At 65.6% G+C, this 21,523-nt stretch carries 19 protein-coding genes; 9 read left to right on the forward strand and 10 right to left on the reverse strand.

Going from position 1 to position 21,523, the window contains the following annotated elements; genetic code table 11:
* Nucleotides 1–35 precede the first annotated feature (35 nt).
* Nucleotides 36–932, forward strand: a complete 897-nt coding sequence (locus ACVWZ7_RS13880) for a LysR family transcriptional regulator (RefSeq protein ID WP_344366983.1) — start codon at nucleotides 36–38, stop codon at nucleotides 930–932.
* Between the two features lie 48 nt (nucleotides 933–980).
* Here ACVWZ7_RS13880 and ACVWZ7_RS13885 read toward each other — a convergent pair whose 3' ends face one another.
* Nucleotides 981–2,240: an NYN domain-containing protein gene (locus ACVWZ7_RS13885; protein ID WP_456508202.1), complete on the reverse strand. Its 1,260-nt coding sequence runs from the start codon at nucleotides 2,238–2,240 to the stop codon at nucleotides 981–983.
* A gap of 330 nt (nucleotides 2,241–2,570) precedes the next feature.
* Here ACVWZ7_RS13885 and ACVWZ7_RS13890 point away from each other — a divergent pair, with 330 nt between their 5' ends.
* The 4 genes from ACVWZ7_RS13890 (at nucleotide 2,571) to galE (ending at nucleotide 7,167) form a co-directional block, all read left to right on the forward strand.
* A complete protein-coding gene (locus ACVWZ7_RS13890; RefSeq protein WP_344366979.1) occupies nucleotides 2,571–3,497 on the forward strand; it encodes a C2 family cysteine protease in 927 nt (308 codons plus the stop codon).
* Nucleotides 3,498–3,776: 279 nt separating this feature from the next.
* Nucleotides 3,777–4,964: a galactose-1-phosphate uridylyltransferase gene (gene galT, locus ACVWZ7_RS13895; RefSeq protein ID WP_456508203.1), complete on the forward strand. Its 1,188-nt coding sequence runs from the start codon at nucleotides 3,777–3,779 to the stop codon at nucleotides 4,962–4,964.
* On the forward strand, nucleotides 4,961–6,133 hold the full coding sequence (galK, locus tag ACVWZ7_RS13900; protein WP_456508204.1) for a galactokinase: 1,173 nt from the start codon (nucleotides 4,961–4,963) through the stop codon (nucleotides 6,131–6,133). The genes galT and galK overlap by 4 nt, the downstream gene beginning before the upstream one ends.
* Nucleotides 6,130–7,167, forward strand: coding sequence for a UDP-glucose 4-epimerase GalE (gene galE, locus ACVWZ7_RS13905; RefSeq protein WP_344366974.1), 1,038 nt, complete (start codon nucleotides 6,130–6,132; stop codon nucleotides 7,165–7,167). The genes galK and galE overlap by 4 nt, the downstream gene beginning before the upstream one ends.
* 41 nt (nucleotides 7,168–7,208) lie before the next feature.
* Here galE and ACVWZ7_RS13910 read toward each other — a convergent pair whose 3' ends face one another.
* Together ACVWZ7_RS13910 and ACVWZ7_RS13915 are read right to left on the reverse strand one after the other, a co-directional pair.
* Nucleotides 7,209–8,930 carry an amidase gene (locus ACVWZ7_RS13910; RefSeq protein WP_456508205.1) on the reverse strand — a complete coding sequence of 574 codons (1,722 nt, stop codon included), beginning with the start codon at nucleotides 8,928–8,930 and terminating at the stop codon, nucleotides 7,209–7,211.
* Nucleotides 8,930–9,973, reverse strand: coding sequence for an agmatine deiminase family protein (locus ACVWZ7_RS13915; RefSeq protein WP_344366969.1), 1,044 nt, complete (start codon nucleotides 9,971–9,973; stop codon nucleotides 8,930–8,932). The genes ACVWZ7_RS13910 and ACVWZ7_RS13915 overlap by 1 nt, the downstream gene beginning before the upstream one ends.
* 135 nt (nucleotides 9,974–10,108) lie before the next feature.
* Here ACVWZ7_RS13915 and ACVWZ7_RS13920 point away from each other — a divergent pair, with 135 nt between their 5' ends.
* Nucleotides 10,109–10,750, forward strand: coding sequence for a TetR/AcrR family transcriptional regulator (locus ACVWZ7_RS13920; RefSeq protein WP_456508206.1), 642 nt, complete (start codon nucleotides 10,109–10,111; stop codon nucleotides 10,748–10,750).
* An 81-nt stretch (nucleotides 10,751–10,831) separates the two neighbouring features.
* On the opposite strand, the gene ACVWZ7_RS13925 is transcribed toward ACVWZ7_RS13920, so the two are convergent.
* The 4 genes from ACVWZ7_RS13925 to ACVWZ7_RS13940 form a co-directional block, all read right to left on the reverse strand.
* Nucleotides 10,832–11,062 (reverse strand): hypothetical protein, encoded by a 231-nt coding sequence (locus ACVWZ7_RS13925; protein WP_133247492.1) that lies wholly within the window; start codon nucleotides 11,060–11,062, stop codon nucleotides 10,832–10,834.
* Nucleotides 11,059–11,265, reverse strand: a complete 207-nt coding sequence (locus ACVWZ7_RS13930) for a hypothetical protein (protein WP_116766260.1) — start codon at nucleotides 11,263–11,265, stop codon at nucleotides 11,059–11,061. Before ACVWZ7_RS13930 ends, ACVWZ7_RS13925 begins: the two co-directional genes overlap by 4 nt.
* A gap of 326 nt (nucleotides 11,266–11,591) precedes the next feature.
* Nucleotides 11,592–12,782: an amidohydrolase gene (locus tag ACVWZ7_RS13935; protein WP_456509115.1), complete on the reverse strand. Its 1,191-nt coding sequence runs from the start codon at nucleotides 12,780–12,782 to the stop codon at nucleotides 11,592–11,594.
* The gene (locus ACVWZ7_RS13940) at nucleotides 12,715–14,139 is read right to left on the reverse strand and encodes an APC family permease (protein ID WP_456508207.1); all 1,425 of its coding nucleotides are present in this window, start codon (nucleotides 14,137–14,139) and stop codon (nucleotides 12,715–12,717) included. Before ACVWZ7_RS13940 ends, ACVWZ7_RS13935 begins: the two co-directional genes overlap by 68 nt.
* Before the next feature lie 137 nt (nucleotides 14,140–14,276).
* Here ACVWZ7_RS13940 and ACVWZ7_RS13945 point away from each other — a divergent pair, with 137 nt between their 5' ends.
* Nucleotides 14,277–14,879: a TetR/AcrR family transcriptional regulator C-terminal domain-containing protein gene (locus ACVWZ7_RS13945; RefSeq protein ID WP_456508208.1), complete on the forward strand. Its 603-nt coding sequence runs from the start codon at nucleotides 14,277–14,279 to the stop codon at nucleotides 14,877–14,879.
* Between the two features lie 247 nt (nucleotides 14,880–15,126).
* Nucleotides 15,127–17,307: a leucine-rich repeat domain-containing protein gene (locus ACVWZ7_RS13950; protein ID WP_456508209.1), complete on the forward strand. Its 2,181-nt coding sequence runs from the start codon at nucleotides 15,127–15,129 to the stop codon at nucleotides 17,305–17,307.
* Between the two features lie 55 nt (nucleotides 17,308–17,362).
* Here ACVWZ7_RS13950 and ACVWZ7_RS13955 read toward each other — a convergent pair whose 3' ends face one another.
* From ACVWZ7_RS13955 to ACVWZ7_RS13965, 3 genes are all read right to left on the reverse strand, one after another.
* Nucleotides 17,363–17,566 (reverse strand): hypothetical protein, encoded by a 204-nt coding sequence (locus tag ACVWZ7_RS13955; protein ID WP_116766255.1) that lies wholly within the window; start codon nucleotides 17,564–17,566, stop codon nucleotides 17,363–17,365.
* Between the two features lie 346 nt (nucleotides 17,567–17,912).
* A complete protein-coding gene (locus ACVWZ7_RS13960) occupies nucleotides 17,913–19,208 on the reverse strand; it encodes a cation:proton antiporter domain-containing protein (protein WP_456508210.1) in 1,296 nt (431 codons plus the stop codon).
* 134 nt (nucleotides 19,209–19,342) lie between these two features.
* On the reverse strand, nucleotides 19,343–20,425 hold the full coding sequence (locus ACVWZ7_RS13965) for a LacI family DNA-binding transcriptional regulator (protein WP_456508211.1): 1,083 nt from the start codon (nucleotides 20,423–20,425) through the stop codon (nucleotides 19,343–19,345).
* A gap of 204 nt (nucleotides 20,426–20,629) precedes the next feature.
* Between ACVWZ7_RS13965 and ACVWZ7_RS13970 the strand changes: the two genes are divergently transcribed.
* Nucleotides 20,630–21,478 (forward strand): ABC transporter substrate-binding protein, encoded by an 849-nt coding sequence (locus tag ACVWZ7_RS13970; RefSeq protein WP_456509116.1) that lies wholly within the window; start codon nucleotides 20,630–20,632, stop codon nucleotides 21,476–21,478.
* Nucleotides 21,479–21,523 lie beyond the last annotated feature (45 nt).

The raw sequence follows: 21,523 nt of genomic DNA on the forward strand, positions 1-21,523 counted from the left end.
TGACTTCAAGGCAAACCGGAGCTTAGATGGGGCCAATGAGGATGCTTCCTACTGCACTGGTCTATTTTCATGACGTGGCCCGAACCGGTTCAATTACGGAAGCTGCCATCGCCCAGCACGTGTCGGCGTCCGCCATTAGCCGGCAGATAAGCAACCTGGAGCGCACGATCGGCGTCACGCTGTTTGCGCGGCATCCGCGAGGAATGACGTTGACGGAGGCTGGACGGCTCCTACTTGCGCACGCTAGGCGAAGTGAAGCCGAAGGAGAGGCGCTGATCCGAGAACTTCAAGATTTTGACAAGCGGCAAAAGCGAATCATCAACGTTGTCAGTTCTGAGGGGCTTGCCAGGTGCAGGGTTCCCCAGGCGATCGCCCGGTTCATCGTGGACTATCACGACGTCGACTTTCACTTGGATGTGGTCTCTTCAGCCGAAGCGACGCGGATGGTCGTCGACGGCCGGACAGACATCGCCGCCGTTTACGCGCTGGGGCTCCAACGTGATGTGACCGTTGAGTTTTCCGCGGCCGCTCCGGCCTTCGCCGTGGTAGCCACAGGACATCCGCTCGCGGATCGAAACAGCGTGCGCCTTGACGAACTGTGTGCATATCCGCTTACCCTTCCCGCTAAAGGCCTCAGCCAGCGAGAGCTTTTCGACATAGCCGTGCAGATGGAACAGATATCGCCGCGGATTGCACTGTCAGCGGATCAGGTCAGCCCTGCATTGGAATTCGCCCGGGCAGGAGCCGGGGCGGCACTGATGAGCCGTCTTGTGGCTCGTCCGGAGGGGGAGGACGGGCTTGTCTTCGTGGCTATCGATCATCCGGTATTTCACCAGCGGCAGGCGCAGATTCAGACGATGGCTGGCCGGCGCAGACCTGCGGTGCAGACGGCCTTCATTGAAGTCTTGGCAGGGATTCTTGCCGAAAGCTAGCGCAGGAGCACGGCAACAACCGGTGGTCCTGGTGCGTGGGGCGCAGCCTTAGGCCCGGGAATTACCCGGGCCCGACTCCAGCAGGCCGCCGCCGGCCCAGCGCTTGAGCGCAAGCTTCTCGGCGTCGTCGAACTCCATGAGGGCCAGCCGGCAGAGCTCTTCAACGTTCCTGACCCACGCGGCGGCGAGGTCCCTAGCGGTCATGTCGTCGGAGAGGGAACCGCCGGCGTACACCACGCCCTGGATCACGAAGTTGACGGCCGAGCGAGACACCGGCTGCCCGGCCGCCACGCAGTCGTCCCGGACGGAGCGGGCGAGTTCGCTTCGGTTGCCGGGGTGCTCGCGGAGCTTCGCCTCCAGCGAGACGAAGACCTGCCGGAACTGATCGGCGGAGAGGGCCGGCACGTCGGTGACCCGGGTGACCTGCTCCTCGATCGCCGGCCTGCCTTCGGAGGCCAGCGAGGACAGCTCCGGCGAGAACCGCTTCGCGTCCCATACCCAGCCGGGGGACGGCGTGGATGAGTATTGGACGCCCTGGCCGATCTGCGCGATCCAGGCCCCGAACTTTCCGTGACCGCCCCAATCGGTCTTCAGCGACGGGTCAGCCGTTAGGGCCCTGTGCGCTGCCACGGCCCCGGTGACCGGACCGGGCGCGGCCTGCACCAGGGCGCGGACCTCGTCGGCGGCCGTCGTCGCGGCCACGGAAACACCCGGTGCGGTGCGGAGCGGGGCGGCAAGTCCGGCGGAGGGCACCATGCGGGGGATCTCGGCCGAGGTGCCGTTGAGGATTGCCACGAAGTCGTGGGACTCCACCACGCTGTCGGCCATCTCCCGGTACGCGAACGCCACAGCCCCGGCGGCGATGACCGTCGTCATCCGGTCGGCCGCCCGGAACCTCTGAACCAGCGAGGTGAAGTCCGCATCCGCCGAGGCAACGAAGAATTCCTCAACATGCGCCGCGCCGGACAGCGCATCCATCGCGTCCAGGACCAGGTTGATGTCGGTGCTGGACTTGCCGCGCTGCGTGAGGGAGGGGCAGTCGATCACGCGGAAGCCCGCCCGGGTCCAGTAGGGCCGGTACTTGGAGTAGATCACCGGGTTGAGGTAGCAGTTGCGGATCAGGAAACGCCGGGATTCCGCACCTGTGCCGCCGTCTGCCAGCGCTTCCGTCCAGTGCTTGGGATCCTCGGCGAACCTCTTGGCCGCGGCGGGGTCCAAAGCCATCAGGCCCGTATAGACGTTGTCGAAGTCCACGAACATCGCGGCGCGGATGCCAGGCCGCCGGGACTGGGGGAGAGGATCACTCATCGGCTCAGTGTGCCAGCAGGAGACGGGACGTGCCAGATGTGTCGTTCCAGTTGGTGCCGCTTGCCGGCGGCGAACGCAAGGGCTCTCGCCGCCGTCCCCGGCACGTCACGGACTCATTGCGGGCCAGGCCGGTTCCCTCGCTGTGACTTCCATGTGTTTTGCCTGTGGATCCTCCGCTGGTCCTTGCGCGGGTCTGGTTGCCTACGGCAAGCTGTTTATTAGTTGGCGACTTGATCACTTACCAGGGTCCGGCGGCGAGGATGCCGGTGGATCTTGACGCGGCGATGTCGCCGCCCAAGCAGTAGCCCGCAGAACGGGAGGGCACGTCACATGAAACGTGCAGCATTCGGATCAGCTAAATTTCGCGCCATCGGCATTTACTCACTGATTGCCGTCGTGGTCATTCTTGGAATTTCGCTTGTTTTCATTTACCGGGCGACCGTTATGCCGAACCCTGCGTCGAGTCCGGGAGCGTCGGCGCCTCCGGGCGTATCGGGGCCTGCGGGCACAAACCCCTCGGTGAGTCGCGGGACCTACCAGAGAGTACCGAACCAGGTGCTGTTTGCCCTCGACGCTAACGGCAAACCGAATATTTCCGGCGACCTGACAAATATCCAGCAGGGCGACGTCGGAGACTGCTATTTCCTGGCGGCTCTGCTGACGGTGGCCGCGCGGGAGCCTGACACCATTCAAAACATGGTTCACGACAATGGTGACGGCACTTACACCATTTCATTTCACAGCAAGTACGACGGGGTGCCCAATCCGGTGCAGGTGACGGTCAACGGTGACCTCCCATATCGCCGCGGCAAAACCGTTGAAAATGGCATCGAAAATATCGGTGGCAAAAACGTTTCATGGGCGGCGATTATCGAGAAAGGCTGGGCGGCCGCGAACGGCAACAGCTATAAAGGCATCGAAGGCACTGACCTCAGCAACGCCCAGGATCACGATGTGCACAATGGCCTCTATGCCATCACCGGCAAGGCGGGCGTCGACCGCAACCCCGGCGGCCCCATGACGCAAGTGAGCTTTGAGCAGGTGCAGCAGGATTTCGCGAACGGCCTTGTCACGCTGGGGACCTCAAACTCCGACGGCAAGCTCGTATCCGACCACTCCTACGCAGTGCTGGACGTGAACGCCTCCGACCAAACCGTCGTGGTGGGAAATCCGGAGGGCGGCCAGGAAACGCTGTCGTTTGACACCTTCCGGTCCACGAACATCAACCAGTACATCGCGATACCCACCTATCCCTGAGAAGCAGACAGTTGAGCGAACGACGGCGGCCAAGCGCCGCTGTCGGGATTCACGGATCCCGGGGAAGCACCCGTCCGGCGGTTCGGAGCCGTTTCCGCTTTCCGGCCTCGGCCGCTGCCAGACCCGTCGTCGTCGTCGATGCACCCCTCCTCCATGGCCTCGATCGTGCTGGCGCCCACGGTCAGGTCCGCAACGCGTGCGATCCCTCCTCGCGCCGCCGGCAATGTTTCACTTTGTTCGATATTGTTTTCATTCGAACGTTAGTGTACAAATGTGAACATGACATGCATCACTACGACCTTCCTGGCCGACGGCCGGGAGATCCTCTACTTTGACGATGCCGGCACAGCGGAACGGGCCCCCGAATCCCTGACGGACCACCGCGAACTGCCCGTCCGCCCCGACCCGGGCCAGTTGCGCTTCGACGCGCTCAGCCGGGAATGGGTCGCCGTCGCCGCCCACCGGCAGTCCCGTACGCACCTGCCGCCGGCGGACCGGTGCCCGATCTGCCCGACGACGCCGGCCAACCTGACCGAGATTCCGGCTCCGGACTACGACGTCGCTGTCTTTGAAAACCGTTTCCCCTCGCTCGGGCCGGCCACGAGCGAGCTCCCGGCGGCACTTGCCTGGGGAACCTCGACACCGGCCGTGGGCCGCTGCGAGGTGGTGGCGTTCACCCCGGAGCACACGGGGTCCTTCGCCGATCTGGGCTGGCGCCGCACACGGACCGTGATTGACGCCTGGGCCCACCGGACCGAGGCCCTCAGCGCCCTGCCCGGCATCCGGCAGGTCTTCCCGTTTGAAAACCGGGGCGCCGAGATCGGCGTCACCCTGCACCACCCGCACGGGCAGATCTACGCCTACCCCTACGTGACGCCGCGTGCCGCCGTCCTGGCCGCCGCGGCCGGCGCGTACTTCGATGCCTCCGACGGCACGGCGACGCTCGCCGCGTCCGTGCTGCAGGCCGAGCGCAGTGACGGCAGCCGCATGGTCCTGGAGGGCGAACACTTCAGCGCTTATGTGCCGTTTGCCGCGCGCTGGCCGCTGGAAGTCCACCTCGTCCCGCACCGTCAGGTTCCGGATCTGGCGGCGCTGAGCGGGGCCGAACGCGATGAGCTGGCGCACCTCTACCCGGATCTCCTGCGGCGCTTCGACGCCCTATACCCGACGCCGACCCCCTACATTGCGGCCTGGCACCAGGCCCCTCTGGAGACGGAGATGCGCCGGGCGGGCCAACTGCATCTGCAGCTGACCTCGCCCCGGCGCGCCGCCGACAAGCTCAAGTACCTGGCGGGCTCCGAAGCGGCGATGGGGGCCTTCATCAATGACATCACCCCCGAATCGGTCGCCGCCCGGCTGCGTGAAGTAGGCAGCGAAGTAGCCAGTGAAGTGGCCAGTGACGTCGCCGGCACAACGGCCGGCACCGCAACCCGCACCACCCTGACCCCGGAAGGCGCCCCTGCATGAACACGCCCACCCGCGCCGACGCCCATCCGGACAACCTGATCAGCCGCTTTGAGGCCACCTTCGGGGCCGCCCCGGACGGCGTCTGGGCCGCCCCCGGGCGGGTGAACCTGATCGGTGAACACACCGACTACAACGAGGGCTTCGTGCTGCCCTTCGCCATCGACAAACGCGCGACGACGGCGGTCCGGCTCCGGGACGACTCCACCGTCCGGCTGCTGTCCACCTCCGGCGACGACGGCATTGTGGAGGCCAACGCCGCGGCCCTGATACCCGGCCGGGCGCCCGGCTGGGCCAAGTATCCCCTGGGCGTCGTGTGGGCGTTGCAGCAGCGCGGCGTCGAGGTTCCGGGCTTCGATCTGCTGCTGGACTCCGATGTCCCGCTGGGCGCGGGGCTGTCATCCTCCCACGCGATCGAATGCGCCGTCGTGACGGCCCTCAACGAACTCACCGGTGCAGGGCTTTCGGCCCAGGAGATGGTCTTGCTGACCCAGCACGCCGAAAACGCGTTCGTCGGCGCGCCGACCGGCATCATGGACCAGTCGGCATCACTGCGCGGCACCAGCGGCCACGCCGTCTTCCTCGACTGCCGGGACCAATCCGTTCAACTCGTGCCGTTCCAGGCACAGGAAGCCGGTCTGGTCCTGCTCGTCATCGACACGAAAGTCTCGCACTCCCACGCCGACGGCGGTTACGCCTCCCGCCGCGCCTCCTGCGAGCTCGGCGCCGAGGTCCTGGGCGTGCGTGCCCTGCGGGATGTCGCCGTCGCCGACCTCCAGAACGCCAGCGAGGTGCTCGATCCGACCACCTTCCGGCGGGTCCGTCACATCGTCACCGAAAACGGCCGCGTCCTGCAGGCAGTGGATACCCTCCGCTCCCAGGGCCCGGCCCATATCGGTGACCTCCTCGATGCCAGCCACGCCTCAATGCGCGACGATTTTGAGATTTCCTGCCCCGAACTCGACCTCGCCGTGGACACGGCCCGGACCCACGGCGCCATCGGTGCCCGCATGACCGGCGGCGGGTTCGGCGGCTCGGCGATCGCCCTGACTCCCGTGGAGCATGAGCAGGACGTCCGCGACGCCGTCGTCCGCGCCTTCGCGGAGGCGGGATTCACCCGGCCGGAAATCTTCACCGTCACCCCCTCAGCCGGCGCGGAGCGCATCCAATGAGAATTCTGGTCACCGGGGGTGCCGGCTACATCGGTTCGCACACCGTTCTGTCCCTGCAGGAAGCCGGCCATGAGGTGGTGGTGATCGACAACCTCGTCAACTCCAGCGAGGAATCGCTCCGCCGGGTTGCCGAGCTCAGCGGCACGCCCTTGACCTTCCGCCTTGTGGACCTGGTTGATGAGGCGGCGGTGGATGCCGTCTTCACCGAATACCCGGTCGACGCCGTCATCCACTTCGCCGGCCTCAAGGCCGTCGGGGAGTCCGTCCGGGAGCCCCTGATGTATTACCACAACAACCTCGTGGGCACCCTGAACCTGCTCCGGGCGATGGACCGGCACGGCGTCCGCTCAATCGTCTTCAGCTCCTCGGCGACGGTATACGGCGAACACAACCCGATCCCCTACGTGGAGAAGATGGAGATCGGCGCCAACAACCCCTACGGCCGGACCAAGGAACAGATCGAGGACATCCTTGCCGACCTCGGAGCAGCGGACGGCCGCTGGCACATCGCCCTCCTGAGGTACTTCAACCCCGTCGGCGCCCACCCCTCCGGCCGGATCGGCGAGGACCCGCAGGGCATTCCCAACAACCTTGTACCGTTCATCGCCCAAGTGGCGGTGGGCCGGCGCGAGAAACTGATGGTGTTCGGCGGCGACTACGACACCCCGGACGGCACCTGTCTGCGCGACTACATCCACGTGGTGGACCTGGCCGAAGGACACGTCGCCGCGCTCGACCACGTGGCGGGCCGGGCCGGCGTCTTCCGCTGGAACCTCGGCTCGGGCAAGGGCTCCTCCGTGCTCGAGGTCCTGCACTCCTTCGAGAAGGCCGCGGGCCGTCCGATCCCTTACGAGCTCACCGGACGCCGCGCCGGCGACCTCCCCGCCTTCTGGGCCGACGCGGCCTCGGCCCTGGCGGACCTGAGCTGGTCCACCACGAGGACTGTTGATGAGATGTGCGCGGACCACTGGTGCTGGCAGAAGAACAACCCGCACGGCTACAACGCTTTGGGTGCGCCGCACATGACGGAATAGAGCGCCAGCCAAGTACTCAATCCGGATATGTCCGGTCTCGCTTACGTCAGCCGGGGCGTCCGTGGGGGAGTTGTCCGGCGGGAACCCGTTGCCTCAAACGCGGCGGCCAGGCTCAGCAGTGAGGTGTCATCGTAGGCCCGGCCCGCGAGGGTCAGGCCAACGGGCATGCCGGTGTCGGCCATCGTGCCCATGGGCACAGTGACGGTCGGGATGCCCAGATGGCGCGGCACGAGGTTGCCGTTGGCGACCCAGACGCCGTTGCGCCAGCCGAGATCCGCCGAGGCCTCGTTGACGTCCATGTCCGCGGGCCCGACGTCCGCGGCGGCGGGAAACAGCACGGCGTCCAGTCCGAGTCTGTCCATCCATGCCTCCAGGTCCACGCGGCGGGTCTCCTCCAGGCCCTGCAGGCCACCTTTGAGATGCGGGATGTCCGTCAACGATGCGGCGCCGTACTTGCGGATGTATCCAGGGTAGTTGGCGATGTCGTCATCAAAGCCGGCATAGCGGTCCGGGAGCGCCCCGTCCGGATGGGGGAAGATCGTTGCGCCGTCCACCGCAGCCAAAGTGTTCAGGGCAGGGTCGCCGTTCGCTGCGAGGAAGTCTTCCCAGGCCCAGGCCGAGAGATCCAGGATTTCCCGCTGCAGGTATTCCGGGCTCACCAGGCCGCGCGTGGCGATCGTGGGTGCCCCGGGGCGGTCTCCTTCATAGTTGGACACCACCGGAAAGTCGACCAGCACAACCTCGGCGCCGGCCGCCTCAAGATCGCGCCGTGCCGCTTCCCACAGTTCCATCACCGAGCCGCGGGTGTGGATGCGCTGGCCGGTCGGCCCGCCGATGCCGGGCTTCTCGCTGCTGCCGGCGTCGGGGTCGGCGTTGACGTACATCCGCGGCACGCCCAGCCGCCTGCCCTTCAACACCGAGCGTGCGTCGTCGGCATCTGCCGGCGCCAGCGCAGGGTAGGAGGACGGCCGGAGCGCCGAGGCGGCCGGGATGTCCACCCACGGCTGGACCCGCCAGAAGTCGCCGCGGGTCTGTGCGTCGTCGGCCACGATGACGTCGAGCACCTCGAGCAGGTCTGCCATGGAGCGCGTGTGCGGCACCACCACATCCATGGTGGGCACCAGCGGCCAGTTGCCACGGACGGAAATGACCCCTCGCGAGGGCGTGTACGCGCACAGCGCGTTGTTCGACGCCGGCGCGCGCCCGCTGGACCACGTCTCCTCCCCAAGGCCGAACGCCGCGAAGCTTGCCGCCGTCGCGGTGCCAGAACCGTTGGAGGAGCCGGAGCCGAATGCCGCCGTGAGGAAATCGGCGTTGTAGGGGCTCTCTGCGCGGCCGTAGACGCCGCGTTGCATTCCGCCGTTGGCCATGGGCGGCATGTTTGTGAGGCCTATGAGCACCGCGCCTGCCGCCCGCAGGCGTTCGATGGTGAACGCATCCCGCTGTGCTACGAGATGCTCGAAAGCAGGCGAACCGGCCGCGGCGGTAAGGCCCCTCACCAGATAGCTGTCCTTGGCCGTGTACGGGATGCCGTCCAGCGGCCCGAGCGTCGTGCCCCCGGCCCGGCGCTCGTCAGAGGCACGGGCATCCGCCAGAGCGTCAGGGTTCATGACGACGAGCGAGTTCAGCGTGATGCCGTTGTGGTCGTAGGTTGCGATGCGCTCAAGGTAGGAACGGGTAAGTTCCTCACTGCTGGCCCGGCCGGACTCCAAGGCGTCACGCAACTGGGCGATGGACGCCTCGACGACGTCGAAGCCCGCCATCACGCCACCGGCCCGTCGAGCGTGGGCTGCTGCTGGGTGATGCAGTGGATGCCCCCGCCGCGGGCCAGGATCGGGCGGGCGTCCACGGTCACCACGCGGCGCCCCGGGTATGCCTCCGCAAGGATTTCCGCGGCCATCGCGTCCGCCCTGTCTTCGCCATAGCCGCAGGCGATCACGCCGCCGTTGACCACAAGGTGGTTGACATAGCTCCAGTCCACGTAGCCTTCCTCGTCGCGCAGTGTCTGCGGGGCCGGCAGCGGGAGGATCCGGAACGGCCTGCCTGCGGCGTCCGTCTGGGTTTCGAAAAACGCTTGCAGGGTGCGGCTGACCTCGTAGTCAGGATGCTCCGGATTCATCTGGGTGTGGAGCAGGACCCGGCCGGGGGAGGGCAGGGTGGCCACCATGTCGATGTGGCCTCGGGTGCCCAGATCCTCGTAGTCGCGGGTCAGGCCGCGCGGCACCCAGACGGTCTTGCGGGCGCCGATGGTGCGTGCCAGCTCTGCTTCGACGCGGGCTTTGTCCGCGTACGGGTTCCGGCCCGGGTCCAGCTGCACGGTTTCGGTCACGAGCACGGTGCCTTCGCCGTCGACGTGCATGGCGCCGCCCTCGTTGACCAGCAGCGAGCTGACGAGCTCAGCACCGGACTTTTCGGCCACGAAGCGCGCCATCCCGGCGCTCTTCTCCCATTCGGACCACTTGGGTGCACCCCAGCCGTTGAAGACCCAGTCCACCGCGCCGAGGACGCCGGGACGTTCGTCGTCGACGACGAAGGTCGGTCCGACGTCGCGCATCCAGAACTCATCCAATGGGGCTTCAAGCTGTTCTATGCCGCTGCCGAGCATGTCGGCAGCCCGCTGCCGCTCGCTGGGATCCACCACCATGGTGACCGGCTCAAATTCGGCAACCGCGTGGGCGACGGCCGTCCAGGCCGCATAGGCCTCCTCGGCTGAAGCGGCGTCGTCGCCCAGGGTCAGGCCGGTGCGGGGGAACGCCATCCAGGTTCGATCGTGAGGTGCGGTTTCAGCGGGCATTCTCCACGCCATGAGAAGGGCTCCTTAGTCCTTTTTGCGCCGGCACTGCACGCCTCCTCCCCAATGAGGGGCGCGCATAGGAACGACGCCAAGCCGTTATTGATCAATCGATCAATAAGGTTGAAAATTACTCTAGACTGTTAGGTGATGTCAAGCACACAGAGGAAACGCGCCGTCCGAAAGGCGCCAGGGGAACGGGCCAGCGAGATTTCAGAGGCGGCCCGGACTATCGCCCTCGAGCAGGGGCTCGGGTCGATCACCCTGCGCAATGTGGCGGCCCGCGTGGGGGTGGCTTCCGGCCTGGTGGCGCATTACCAGCCCAATGTTGAGGCCCTTGTGGCGACCACTTTCACCGGCATCGTCTCGGCGGAAGCAGCGGAATTGCAGGCAACCCTGGACGGGATGCCGTCAGCCCGCGGGCAGCTTGCCTACCTTTTAGACACGCTGCTGGACAGCGGCCGCCTGGACGTCACGGCGGTCTGGGTGGATGCCTGGACCATGGGCCGGCGCAACGAGGCTTTGGCGGTATGCGTCCGCGATCAGATGGACGCTTGGCAGGCCATGCTGCAAGGCGTGGTGGAGGCCGGTATTGCGGCCGGTGAGTTCGAGACCTCCGACGCCGCATCCGTCGCCTGGCAGATTCTGGGGATGATCGACGGGCTGAACGCCCAGGCGTTGGTGCGCTGGGACGGCGTCAATGACCGCGGCACCCACCTGGCCCGCGCGGTCGAAGGGATGGTGGGTGCGGCGCGCGGTTCGCTGCAGCAGCTCGGTTCTTCCCAGGACTGATGCCTTTCTGCCTCAGCCGCGCCGGCCGCCTGATTGGGGACCGCACGCCACCGCCTTCGGGGCGGTGCGGACGGCAGGGAATCACGGTCGGCAGTCGCGCTGTTCCGTGTAGCCGAAGGGGACAAGCTCGCTCAACCCGACGCGGAAGAGCCTGTCGTCAAGGCGGCTCACAAGGATGCCATGGGTGGCGAGCCCGACAGCGACTTCCGTCATCAGTTCCACCGCGGCATTGAGACCGCGGTCCATCGACTCCCGGTCCTGGGCGAGGACCTCAATGCTCTGCACGGTTTCGGTACCGGCCAAGAGATTCACGGCGCCGCCTCGCATACCGGCTTGGCGGAATAGCCGTCTGCCTTTTGATAGAGAGCCCGCCTGTCCGCGCCGTGGCCTGCGAGCCATAGGGCGCCTGCAGCCTGGGCGACGTCGTCCACATAGCCGGTTCGGATGAGATGCCCGTCCTTCCATACCTCCACCGGCCTGCCGACCAGGTTGCTCCAGTCGTGATCGTCGCTCATGATGTCGCCTTTCTTCGAGGAATGTGTTGGTGCGGTGCAAGTCCACGCACGATGACGTCCGCTTCCGGGCCCGGACGTGTTTCTTGCGGCCAGCGCACCGTCCCCAGTGGGGCTAACGCCCTGACGGCCGGCCTGCGACGCCGCTTGCCGGTGCAGGCAGAAGAGGAGCGTGCAAATAAATGAATGACGTTCATTATTGGCTCAAGGCTGTGAGGCTGTCAACCGGGTGAGGGGAGTGTGAACAAATATGCCGCGCGACTCGATAGGGCGGGTGGAAAAGCCCATGGCTGAGCATTCCACCCGCCGTAGTGCTTACAGCCGCTGTGCTATTCCACCCGGTCCAGCATGAATTGGATATCTCCGTCCACGACCGTGCCCAGGATGTTGCTGCCGGCCAAGTCATCGGGGTCTGCTGTTAGCGGATCGCATTCAAAGGCAGTGAAGTCTGCGCGTTTGCCGACCGATATCGATCCGGTGCTGTGGAATAGGCCCGCCGCGCGCGCGGCGTGCGAGGTGTAGCCCTCCAGGGCCTGGAGGGCTGTGAGCGCCTGGTCTGGCCCGATGGGCGACTCGTCCGGCTGGCCGGCACGCCGTCGCAAACGGGCGTCGGCCATGATCGGCAACGGCTCGAACGGTGCGATGGGCCAGTCCGACCCCAGGGCCAGCGTCACTCCCTCCTGGCGCAGGTCCTGGCAGCGCCAGGCGCGGTCGGCCCGCTCCCTGCCCAGCCGCGTGGACCAGTTGTCGCTGTGGTCCGCCCGTGAGTAGTGGGTGCAGTGAGTCGGCTGCATGCTCGCCACGACGTCCAGTCGGGCGAACCGCTTGATCAGGTTGTCCGGGATGGATTCAATGTGCTCCACCCGGTGGACCGTCGCGGGAGTCGAGGAAGGCAGCGATTCCAGGGCGTCGAGCACATGTGCCACGCCGGCATCCCCGATCGCGTGGGTCGCAGTCGGAATGCCGCGACCGGCGAAGTATCGGACTGCTTCGGCATACTCCTGCGGGCGCGGCCAGAAGGGTGCGGTGGATTGGCCGTAGGAGTCGGGTTCGAAGAGCCAGGCCGTGCCGTTGTCAATGGTTCCGTCCACGAAGAGCTTGATGGCATCCACCGACCAGCGGCGGCCGCCCTCCCGGAGCATCATCGCAAGTTCCGCCCACTCCGTCTCTCCGCTTCCGGGCATGCACCAGGCGGCGCAGCGCAGCCGCAGCGGCAGGTCGCCGTCGTTCTCCAGCGCGCGGTAGAGTTCGAGCGATCCCGCACCGAGGTCCATGACGTGTCCGCCGGTGAGCCCCGAGCAGGCAAAGCGGCGGAGCAGTTCCGCCAGCCGGGATTTCCGGGTTGCGAACGGCTCCGTTGGCGCGTGTCGCTCCACAAGGTCTACGGCCGCCGCCTCCAGTAGCAGTCCCGTCGGCACCCCGTCGTCGTCGCAGACTACTTCGGAGGCCTGTTCAAAGACTCGCGGGCCGCCGGGTGCGCAGCCTGCGGGCGGTGAGGAGTCCCGCCAGGAAGACGGCAGGAGTGACCAGCAAAATAATGGTGTTGGTCAGGGTGTCGGCGAAGGTTAGCAGCTCGATGTTGACCGCGATCATGGCGACGACGGCGAAGAGCAGCACGGCGGAGGCGATACTCAGCGGAACGACCAGGCGGTTCGTTACCGCCGCGGGGTTCCGGCGAAGGTAGATGAAGGCGGCCACGGAGACCAGGCCCTGCAGCCCGACGATGCCAAAGATGCCGGGCGTGTTTACCCAGATCAACAGCTGCTGGTATGGGTCTGCGCCGAGGACTGCACAGACAATGATCACGACGGCGGCGAGCAGGGACTGCAGTTGGCCGGCACGGTGCGGGGACTTGTATTTGGAGTGGGTCCTGCCCAGGAACGCCGGCAGGACGCCGTCGCGGGCCAGCATGTAGACGTAGCGGTTGATGGCGTTGTGGAACGCCAGCTGGGAGGCATAGACGCTGGTGACAATCAGGACGTACATGACCACCTCGGCCCATGGGCCGACGTACTGGTTGATGGTCGCGAAGAACATTCCGTTGGAAAGCTGTCCCGCCGCCTGGACCACGTCGCCGTCACCGTACGCCTGGACCACGCTCCACACAATGAAGGCGTAGAAGACGGACATGAAGCCCACAGCGATGAAGGTCGCCCGGGGGACGGATTTGTCCGGATTCCGCGCCTCCCGCCGGTACAGAACGGTGGACTCGAACCCCATGAACGCGGCGAAGCAGATGCCCAGAATTGCCAGTACTCCAGGGTTGAAGGCATTCTCCGGGGTGAAGGAGGAGCCGCTGATCCCGTGGGCACCCCCGTGCGAGAGGATGCCCGCGCCCATCACTGCGAGGATGGCGGTTTCGGCGACCAGTAGGACCCCGAGCACCTTGGCGCCGACATCAATGCCGCGGTAACCGAGGAACCACACGGCGGCCACGGCGCTGAGCGCCACGACCGGCCAAGGGACGTCGAGACCGAAGATGAAATGAAGCATGGACTGGGTCTGCACCGCAAAGAGCCCGTAAACGCCGATCTGAAGGCAGTTGTACGAGACAATCGCCAGCACGGCGGAGGCCAGACCTACCGTCTTGCCCATGGCCAGTGAAATGTAGGTGTAAAAGCCTCCGGCAGCCTTGACGTGCCGGGTCATCGCCATGAAGCCGATGGCAAAGATCGTGAGGACCGCGCCGGCGATCAGATAGCCGGCGGGGGCACCTATACCGCCGGTCGCAATGGCAACCGGCGCGACGCCGGCCATCACGGTTAGCGGGGCGGCCGCGGAAATGACCAGGAAGGCGATGCCGCCTGTGCCAATGGCATTGCGTTTGAGGCCGTTCTCGGCCGCCGTCTTGGACGGCTGTGTTTGGGTGTCGGACATGTGGGGTTCCTTTGGAGGGGTCAGGAGCTCTCATAAACGATAGCCTTTCGTTTATTATGGGCCCCTGTGACCCGGCGCACAATACTGAGTCCCAAAAATTGTGTAGGTTCTTAGGAGCCACTGATTGGAGAATCCCCATGGGCCGCCCGCTCGCTCCGCTGATATCCATCGACGGACTCGTAACCGCCAGCCTCGAACTGGTCGATGAGACCGGCGACTTCAGCCTGCCGAAGTTGGCGCGGCGCATCGGAGTCAGCCAGTCATCGATCTACAACCACGTCAGCGGACGGGAGGAGATCCTTGAGCTGATGCGCCGGCGTATCATCAGCGAGACCCCATATCCCGCACTTCAGGGGCTGAGCTGGGAAGACACCCTCCGTGTAGTGATCCGCGCCTACCGTGACGCGTTCGCCCGGCATCCCAGGCTGGCCCCGCTGATGGTCCTGCAGACTGTGCAGGACGCCAAGGTCATCGGCCTGTATGAGGATCTGGCCCTGGCGCTGGAGGGCGCTGGCTTTGAGGGAAAGGACGTCGTCTCGGCCATCACGACCATCGACAGCTTCGCCCTCGGTGCGGCCCTTGATCTGGCCGCGCCCGACGTCGTGTGGGCGCCGTCGGGCGAGGGGTTCCCGGCGCTCACACGCGCGCTCGAACATGCCGGACCACCCCGGCAGCGGGGAGAAGACGCCTTTAACTTCGGGCTCGACGTGATCATCGCAGGACTGCGCGCCCGGCTCTAGGGGCGTCGATACGGCCAAGAGCCCGCCAGGGCGGAATCAGACCAAGCTCTGGCCGCGCTGGAAGCCGGAGTTCTTCTGCCGCCGGTGATTCCTGGACATCGTGACGGGGCAGGCGGCGTCGTCCATAATTAGCTCAGCCGCGGACACCGGCAGCCGAACGCCGGAACAGGCCTGGATTGTTGAGGCCAGCACGTCGTTGCGTGGGGCCTGTTATGGCATGCGGCCGGCACGGAGGAAGGTCTGGGTTATGAGCACACCACTACCCCAAGTGCGCGTCCTGACTTACAACGGGGAAGACATCGGGATGGGGTTCAACAGTGACAGCGGCCTGGCCATAGGCACCGCATTGGACTTTGACGAACCGTCGCGCCTGTCCGGGCAGGAGGCCAAGGCAACCGCCGAAATCATCACAACACATGAGTCGCTGATGGAGTCGTTGGGCGTATCCGCGGAAGCGCAGGGGCGCTACGGATTTGCATCTGCAAGCCTCAAGGTCGACTTTTCGAAGAGTACCTCCTACAACTCCGTTTCAACGTTCGTCGTAGCGAAAATGGTCGTCAATAACCAGATCGTGCGCGGACGAAACTTTCGCATCAAGCAAGACGCGAAAGATCTGCTGACAGCCAGTCAGTTTGAAGCGTTTTCGAGGGCGTACGGTGACTCGTTCGTGCGGGGACAATTTCGTGGCGGGGAGTTTTTCGCGGTGCTGCGAATCACGTCACTGGATACGGCCGTGCAGACCGATCTTGCGGTGACATTGCAGGCGGAGATCAACGGCGCGATTGGGGCCGGCTCCTTCAGCGGCAAATTCAACGAGCATAAGGACCAGTCCCAGTCGCGGGCCGAACTGCATGTGGTGTTCTATCAGAAGGGTGGAGAGGGCCAAGAGGAAATCGGGACAACCATGACCGTTGATGAGGTGAAAGAACGCCTCAAGTCACTCCCGACGGCTGTGGCCAACCACCCCTTCCCGTACGAAATTGAAGTTGCCACTTATGACACCGTGCCGATTCCGATTCCTACGAAGGTTCAGCAGGAAGCCTTCCTCGTAGCGACGGCTGACGCTGACCGCCAAAGGCTCGCTTATCTCCAGAAGTACAACGACTTCACCTTTGCGGCGGAACATCCGGAGTTCTTTGAAAATCCTGCTCCCAGCGCCGAGCTCCAGGCCGCGGCACAGGCCTATGCGCGTGCGACGGACGCGGCTACTCGTCATGCCGTTCGCCTGTCGAGGGGTGAAATTGATCCACCTCAACTCTTTGACCCGGCCACGGCTGACCCCCCGCTGCAATTTCCCACTCTCGAACTGCATCGGCGGATCGGCGGCGTGGAGGGCAGCTACGCCGACTGGTATGAGAAACGGAATCAGCCGGGGATACTTTCCGACGACCGGAAGCTGGTAAACCAGATCGCTTTCGCTGTTGCCGGCCGGATCGACAATCTCGAAGGGATCGTGGATCCTGGCGGCGACGAACTGAAGACGGAGCACCTGCGTGGCGAGGCGCTTGCGCAAGTCGTCAGCGAGCTGGATAAGTTCACGATCGAGTGGTACCCGGAAAATATGGGAATTACCTCGATCGCCCATCTTCCGACGATGATCGCAAGGGACCGGCTCGCCGAACTATCAATCACCGGCAGAAACAACGACGGCGCCCTGATGAGTTTGCAGGGCATGGAACAGCTGGGAAAGCTTCAGCACGTAAATGTTTCGGGGAACCGCATAGGCCAGCTGGAACCGGTCGCGGGACTTACCTTTCTGCGCGGACTCGACGTTTCGGACAATGACGTAAGCGACGTCGCGCCGCTCGGGCGCTGTCCCAATCTCGAGTCGTTGAATATAGGCGGCAATCGGATCGCCGATATTTCCCCGCTGGCAGCGGCGAAGAACCTGAAGACCCTGTGCCTGACCGACGTCAAGTTCACAATCTGGCCTGATACCAAACCGGTCGGACATCTGATGGCAAAGACCGAATTCGGAGTCTGGAGCGTGGAGACACACGACAATCCGCTCCAAGTCGCCACCGGCCTGGAGGATATCCAGGGCATTGCCAATCCCTTTTTGTCCCTGCATCAATTCAACGTGCGCTGGGGCGTTGTGAAGGACGGGCCGGATGCGCAGTTTCACGGCACTGCGGCAAGGATTGGCTTGTCGCCCAAATTTGCTGTCCATCTGGTGCGCGGCACCGAGACGCTCGACGACGAGTGGAGTCTGGTCAGTGTGGGGGATGAGCCCTCCGGGCCGCTGGCATTGGAGGGATTCGGGGCGGACGGACCCCTGCCCCAGGGGGCGAAGCTGATCGCCTTGGTTAGTGAGGCAGCCAACTTCCTGATCTGGACGGCCGTGCTGGACGGAGACACCGCGGTCACACAAGCCGGCGCCACTTTCCTGCGCAACTCCGGCTTCACCACGTGCGACGTCCTGCCTTAAATGCCAGAGGACGACGGCGGGGAGTCAACTCCCGCCGTCGTCCTCCGTGTGTTTGCTAGGCGGAAACTGCCTCAAGGTTTGCTGCACCGTGGTTCAGGCTGAGCGTGAAGGTGCCCGGTCCGCTGGCGTGGACCGCGATGTTGCTCTTGGCGGTGTTGTGGCGCTCCGAGAGGTCGTGAATCAGGGCGTCCAGCTCGTGGTGCATCGTGGAGCGGTCCCAGAGCTTGTGGGTTACAGAGGTGGCAGTTTCAAACGTCATTGTTCAGTGCTTCCATTTCATGAATCCGGATGTCCGGCTGCCGCACCGATGCGGAGCCGCCGTGGGGCCAAACCAGGAACGCCTGAAACCTTGGGCAGCTCTGCGAGCTCACCGGTTTGGCCTCATTGCGTCCACCAGGATGGGTGCCCCCGGTTCACTGCGGACGCGTGGCGTCGGAGCGAACATCGGGGCCGCGTGACCGGGAGCAATGCTCCCTGCCCTGCCTTTCCATAGTGCACAGCGCCGCGCAGACGTCTCAAGCCAGATGGCGAAAATAGCGCGTGAGACTCATCACAGGCACCGGCGTGGCGCGAACTGCGACGGCGTCGCGCAGGGTCCGTTCGGACTACAGACGGGGGCGCTTCCGCGGGAAAAGTGCCGTGGGCGTGTGCCTGCGGCTCAGGCCCCGGGCCGGAGCGCGGGTGACCGGCACCGGCCCTCCCGGCTCCGGCCCTGCTGCGGCAGCGGCTCTGCCGTAGCGGGCGGCCAGCGGCGCGGCGCTGAAGCCATGCGCCAGGACGCTGAGCAGCACGGTGGCGGCGATGACGGCCACCGCCTGGTCGGACGCTGGTCCGAGGGCTTCCAGCGCCAGCAGCGCGAACACGAGGGACGCCAGGCCGCGCGGACCGAACCAGCCCACGAACAGGACGGTGCGCCGGTCCAGTCCGGCGCCAAGCGAGGCCAGTGCCACCGGCAGCATGCGCACCACCGTGAGGCTGAGCACGGCATACACGATGGTCAGGGGGACGAAGTGCGCCAGCATGGTCGGAATGGTGATGGCTCCAAAGGCCAGCCACACCAGCAGCGACACCAAGCCGCCCATCTGCTCGACGAAGACCAGTTCGGCCGGCGCCCGTTGACCGGCGCACGTGCCGAACGCCAGACCGCCGCAAAAGGCGGCGACGAATCCGTTGCCGCCCACAGCGAGGGCGGCGGTGTAGGCGAGCAGGCTCAGGGCAAGGACTCCGACACCGGCAAAGTCCTCGGCGCTCGTCCCGCGCCGGCGGGCCAGCTGCAGCAGCCACCCGCCCACGGCGCCGGTTGCCGCGCCAACGCCGGCGCCGATAAGCAGCTCGACGGCGGCACTGCCGGGACCAGCTGCACTCTCCAGACCTGCGGCGGCGGCCGCGCCGGCGATCGCGACCATGACGACCGGGGTGGCGATGCCGTCGTTGAGGCCGCTCTCGACGGTGATCAGCTGGCGGATCCGCGACGGCACCGCCGGATTCGTCACCACGGGGATCCCGAGCGCGGCGTCAGTAGGGGCCAGCGCCGCACCGACGAGCAGGGCCAGCCACAGTCCGAACTGAGGAAAGAACCAGGCGGCCAGCACCCACCCGAACACAATCGTCAGAGGCAGGCCGATTCCCAGCAACCGCACATAGCGGCCCACGTCCCGGCGCAACTCCTGAAGGGGCAGACGGGCGGCGTCGGAGAACAGCACCCACACCAGGGTAACCTCGACAACCGGGGTGATGGCCGCCGGGGGCGACGCGGCATCGACCAGCCCGGCCCAGGCCAGGCCCGTGCCGACAGCAGTGAACACTATAGGAGCGGTCAGGTCCGCCTGCTGCAGCCGCGCCGATACCAGCGCCCACGCGAACAGTGCGGCGGTGATCAGGACTATGACCGTCAGTTCCATGACGGATCGGTGCCCGCCTCCGTGCCCCCGGAGTCGTCATGAGACGTGTCGGAACAGGCCATGTTCAACTTTAGGCGCGGCGGGGCTGCCGATGCCCGTGTCCAAAGTCCCTAGGGGCCCTGGCCGGCCGCAGATTAGTGGCCGACGCCGGTCACCCGCGGGGCTGCGACCGAGCCGCGGCGGATCAGTTCGGCCGTGAACTCCGGCACGGCCGCGGGCACCTTCCGGCCTTCGATCTGCCGGATCAGGGCCGCCGCGGCCGCAACACCCATGTCATAGACGGGCTGCGCGATGACCGTGAGCGGCGGGGTGGTGAGGCGGGTCCAGGCGAAGTCGTCGTACATGAGGAATGAGACGTCGTCCGGAATCCGCAGGCCCAACTCCTGGATGGCTTCAACGACGCTGAGGCCGATCAGGCCGTCGGAGGCGATGATCGCCGTCGCCGGATCCGGGCGCTGCAGCAGCTCGCGGGTGATCTTCTTGATCGACTCGTTGTCGCCGGCGTTGAGGCGGATCAGATCGTCCGGCAGGTTCAGACCCGCCTCATCGAACGCCCGTTTCATGCCGTCGCGCCGGTCCGAGATCTGGGACGAGTCCAGGACCATGCCGTCGCGGTACGGCTCGTCCGTCTTGAGGGTGGAGACGAAGGCGATCCTCCGGTGTCCGGCCCCGATCAGGTAGCTCGTGGAGTCGTGCGAGATGCCCTCCATGTCCACCGCCACGGTGTCGACGTCGAGCCCCGACGCCTTGCGGTCCAGCAGGACCAGCGGGCGGCCGGATTCGTGAACGCGGCGTAAATGTTGCGTTTCCACGGATGACGCCGGTGCCACGATCAGGCCGTCGACGCGCTTGTCCAGGAGCACCCGGACGGCATCGATTTCCGCCTCGGTATCCTCATCCGTGTTGATCAGGATGACGTTGAAACCACTGCGCTTGGCGGTGTCGGTAATGCCCCGCGTGGCGAGGCCGAAATGGGGGTTTTCAATGTCGCCGACCACCACCCCGATGGTGTGCGATTTCCCCGTGTTCATGCTGCGGGCGAGCTCGTTGGGCCGGTACTCCAACTCCTCGGCAGCGGCCAGCACCCGCTCACGGACGTCGTCGCTCACGGCACCGTAGTTGCCCAGGGCGCGGGCAGCCTGGGCCTTGGAAACCTGGGCGGCTCTGGCGACGTCGGCGACAGTGACATCGCGGCGCCGGGAAGCATCACTATTCATTACGGCCTTTCGTAGCGGACTCTTGACGCCCCATGTGGCTTCGATTACATTTCTAGCAATCGATGTGAGTCCGGTCTCAATCTTAGGGACTGAGACCGGACTCAGCAAGGCTCGCATCGACAGTCCGCAACCCGGGGGCCAATTGCCCGCCCACCTCGCCCCTCACTCCCACGATTGGAAAACGCTGTGAACACAGGAAACAAAATGCGCCGCCCGGTGGCGCTCATCGCCGCCGCTGTTGCCGCGGTCCTGGCCTTGTCCGGCTGCGGAGGAACCTCCTCCGCAGCGTCCTCGCCGGCGGACAACCCCTATGGCCTGATTGAGGCCGGCACCATTCGCGTGGCCAGCCTGGGCGATTCGAAGCCCTACACCTTCACCGACGCGCAGGGGAACTTCACGGGCTTCGACGTCGAGCTCTTCAAGGACGTCGCCCACCGCGCCGGAATCGACAAGGTCGTCTTCACCGGACAGGACTTCTCCGGGCTGCTCGCCGCCGTCTCCAACGGTCAGTTCGACGCCGGCGTTGCGGCCATTGGAATCACGGACAAGCGCAAGCAGACCGTCGACTTCTCCGATGGGTACCTCGCCGGATATCTGACGGTCATCACCACGAAGACCTCGGGCATTACCGGCGCCGACGGGCTCGCCGGCAAGCGACTCGGCGTCGTGCAGGGAACGCTGCAGGAGGCCTACGCCGTCAAGAACTTCACTTCCGCGAGCCTGGTGCGCTTCCCGGACAACAACACCGCAATCGCCGCCGTCAACAGCGGATCCGTCGATGCGCACTTCCTGGACTACGAGGCCGCCAAGGCCTATGAAACGCAGTACGGCCTGGTCAGCGCAGCGGACATCCCGTCCTTCGATGCCCCCGCCGGGTTTGCCGTGGCCAAGGGCAAGTCCGCCTTCAAGGACGCCCTCAACAAGGGCCTGGCCGCAGCCATGGAGGACGGCACCTGGAAGAAGCTCTACCAGAAGTGGTTCCCGGGCTCCCCGATGCCCGAGCAGTACCTGCCTAAGGCGGAACAGACGGCCAGCCCGGCCCCCAGCAAATAAGCGTCCCCACAACGAGGCACGTCCGGGACCTAGCCCGGCGGCCAC

This window comes from Arthrobacter sp. TE12232, from assembly GCF_054062615.1.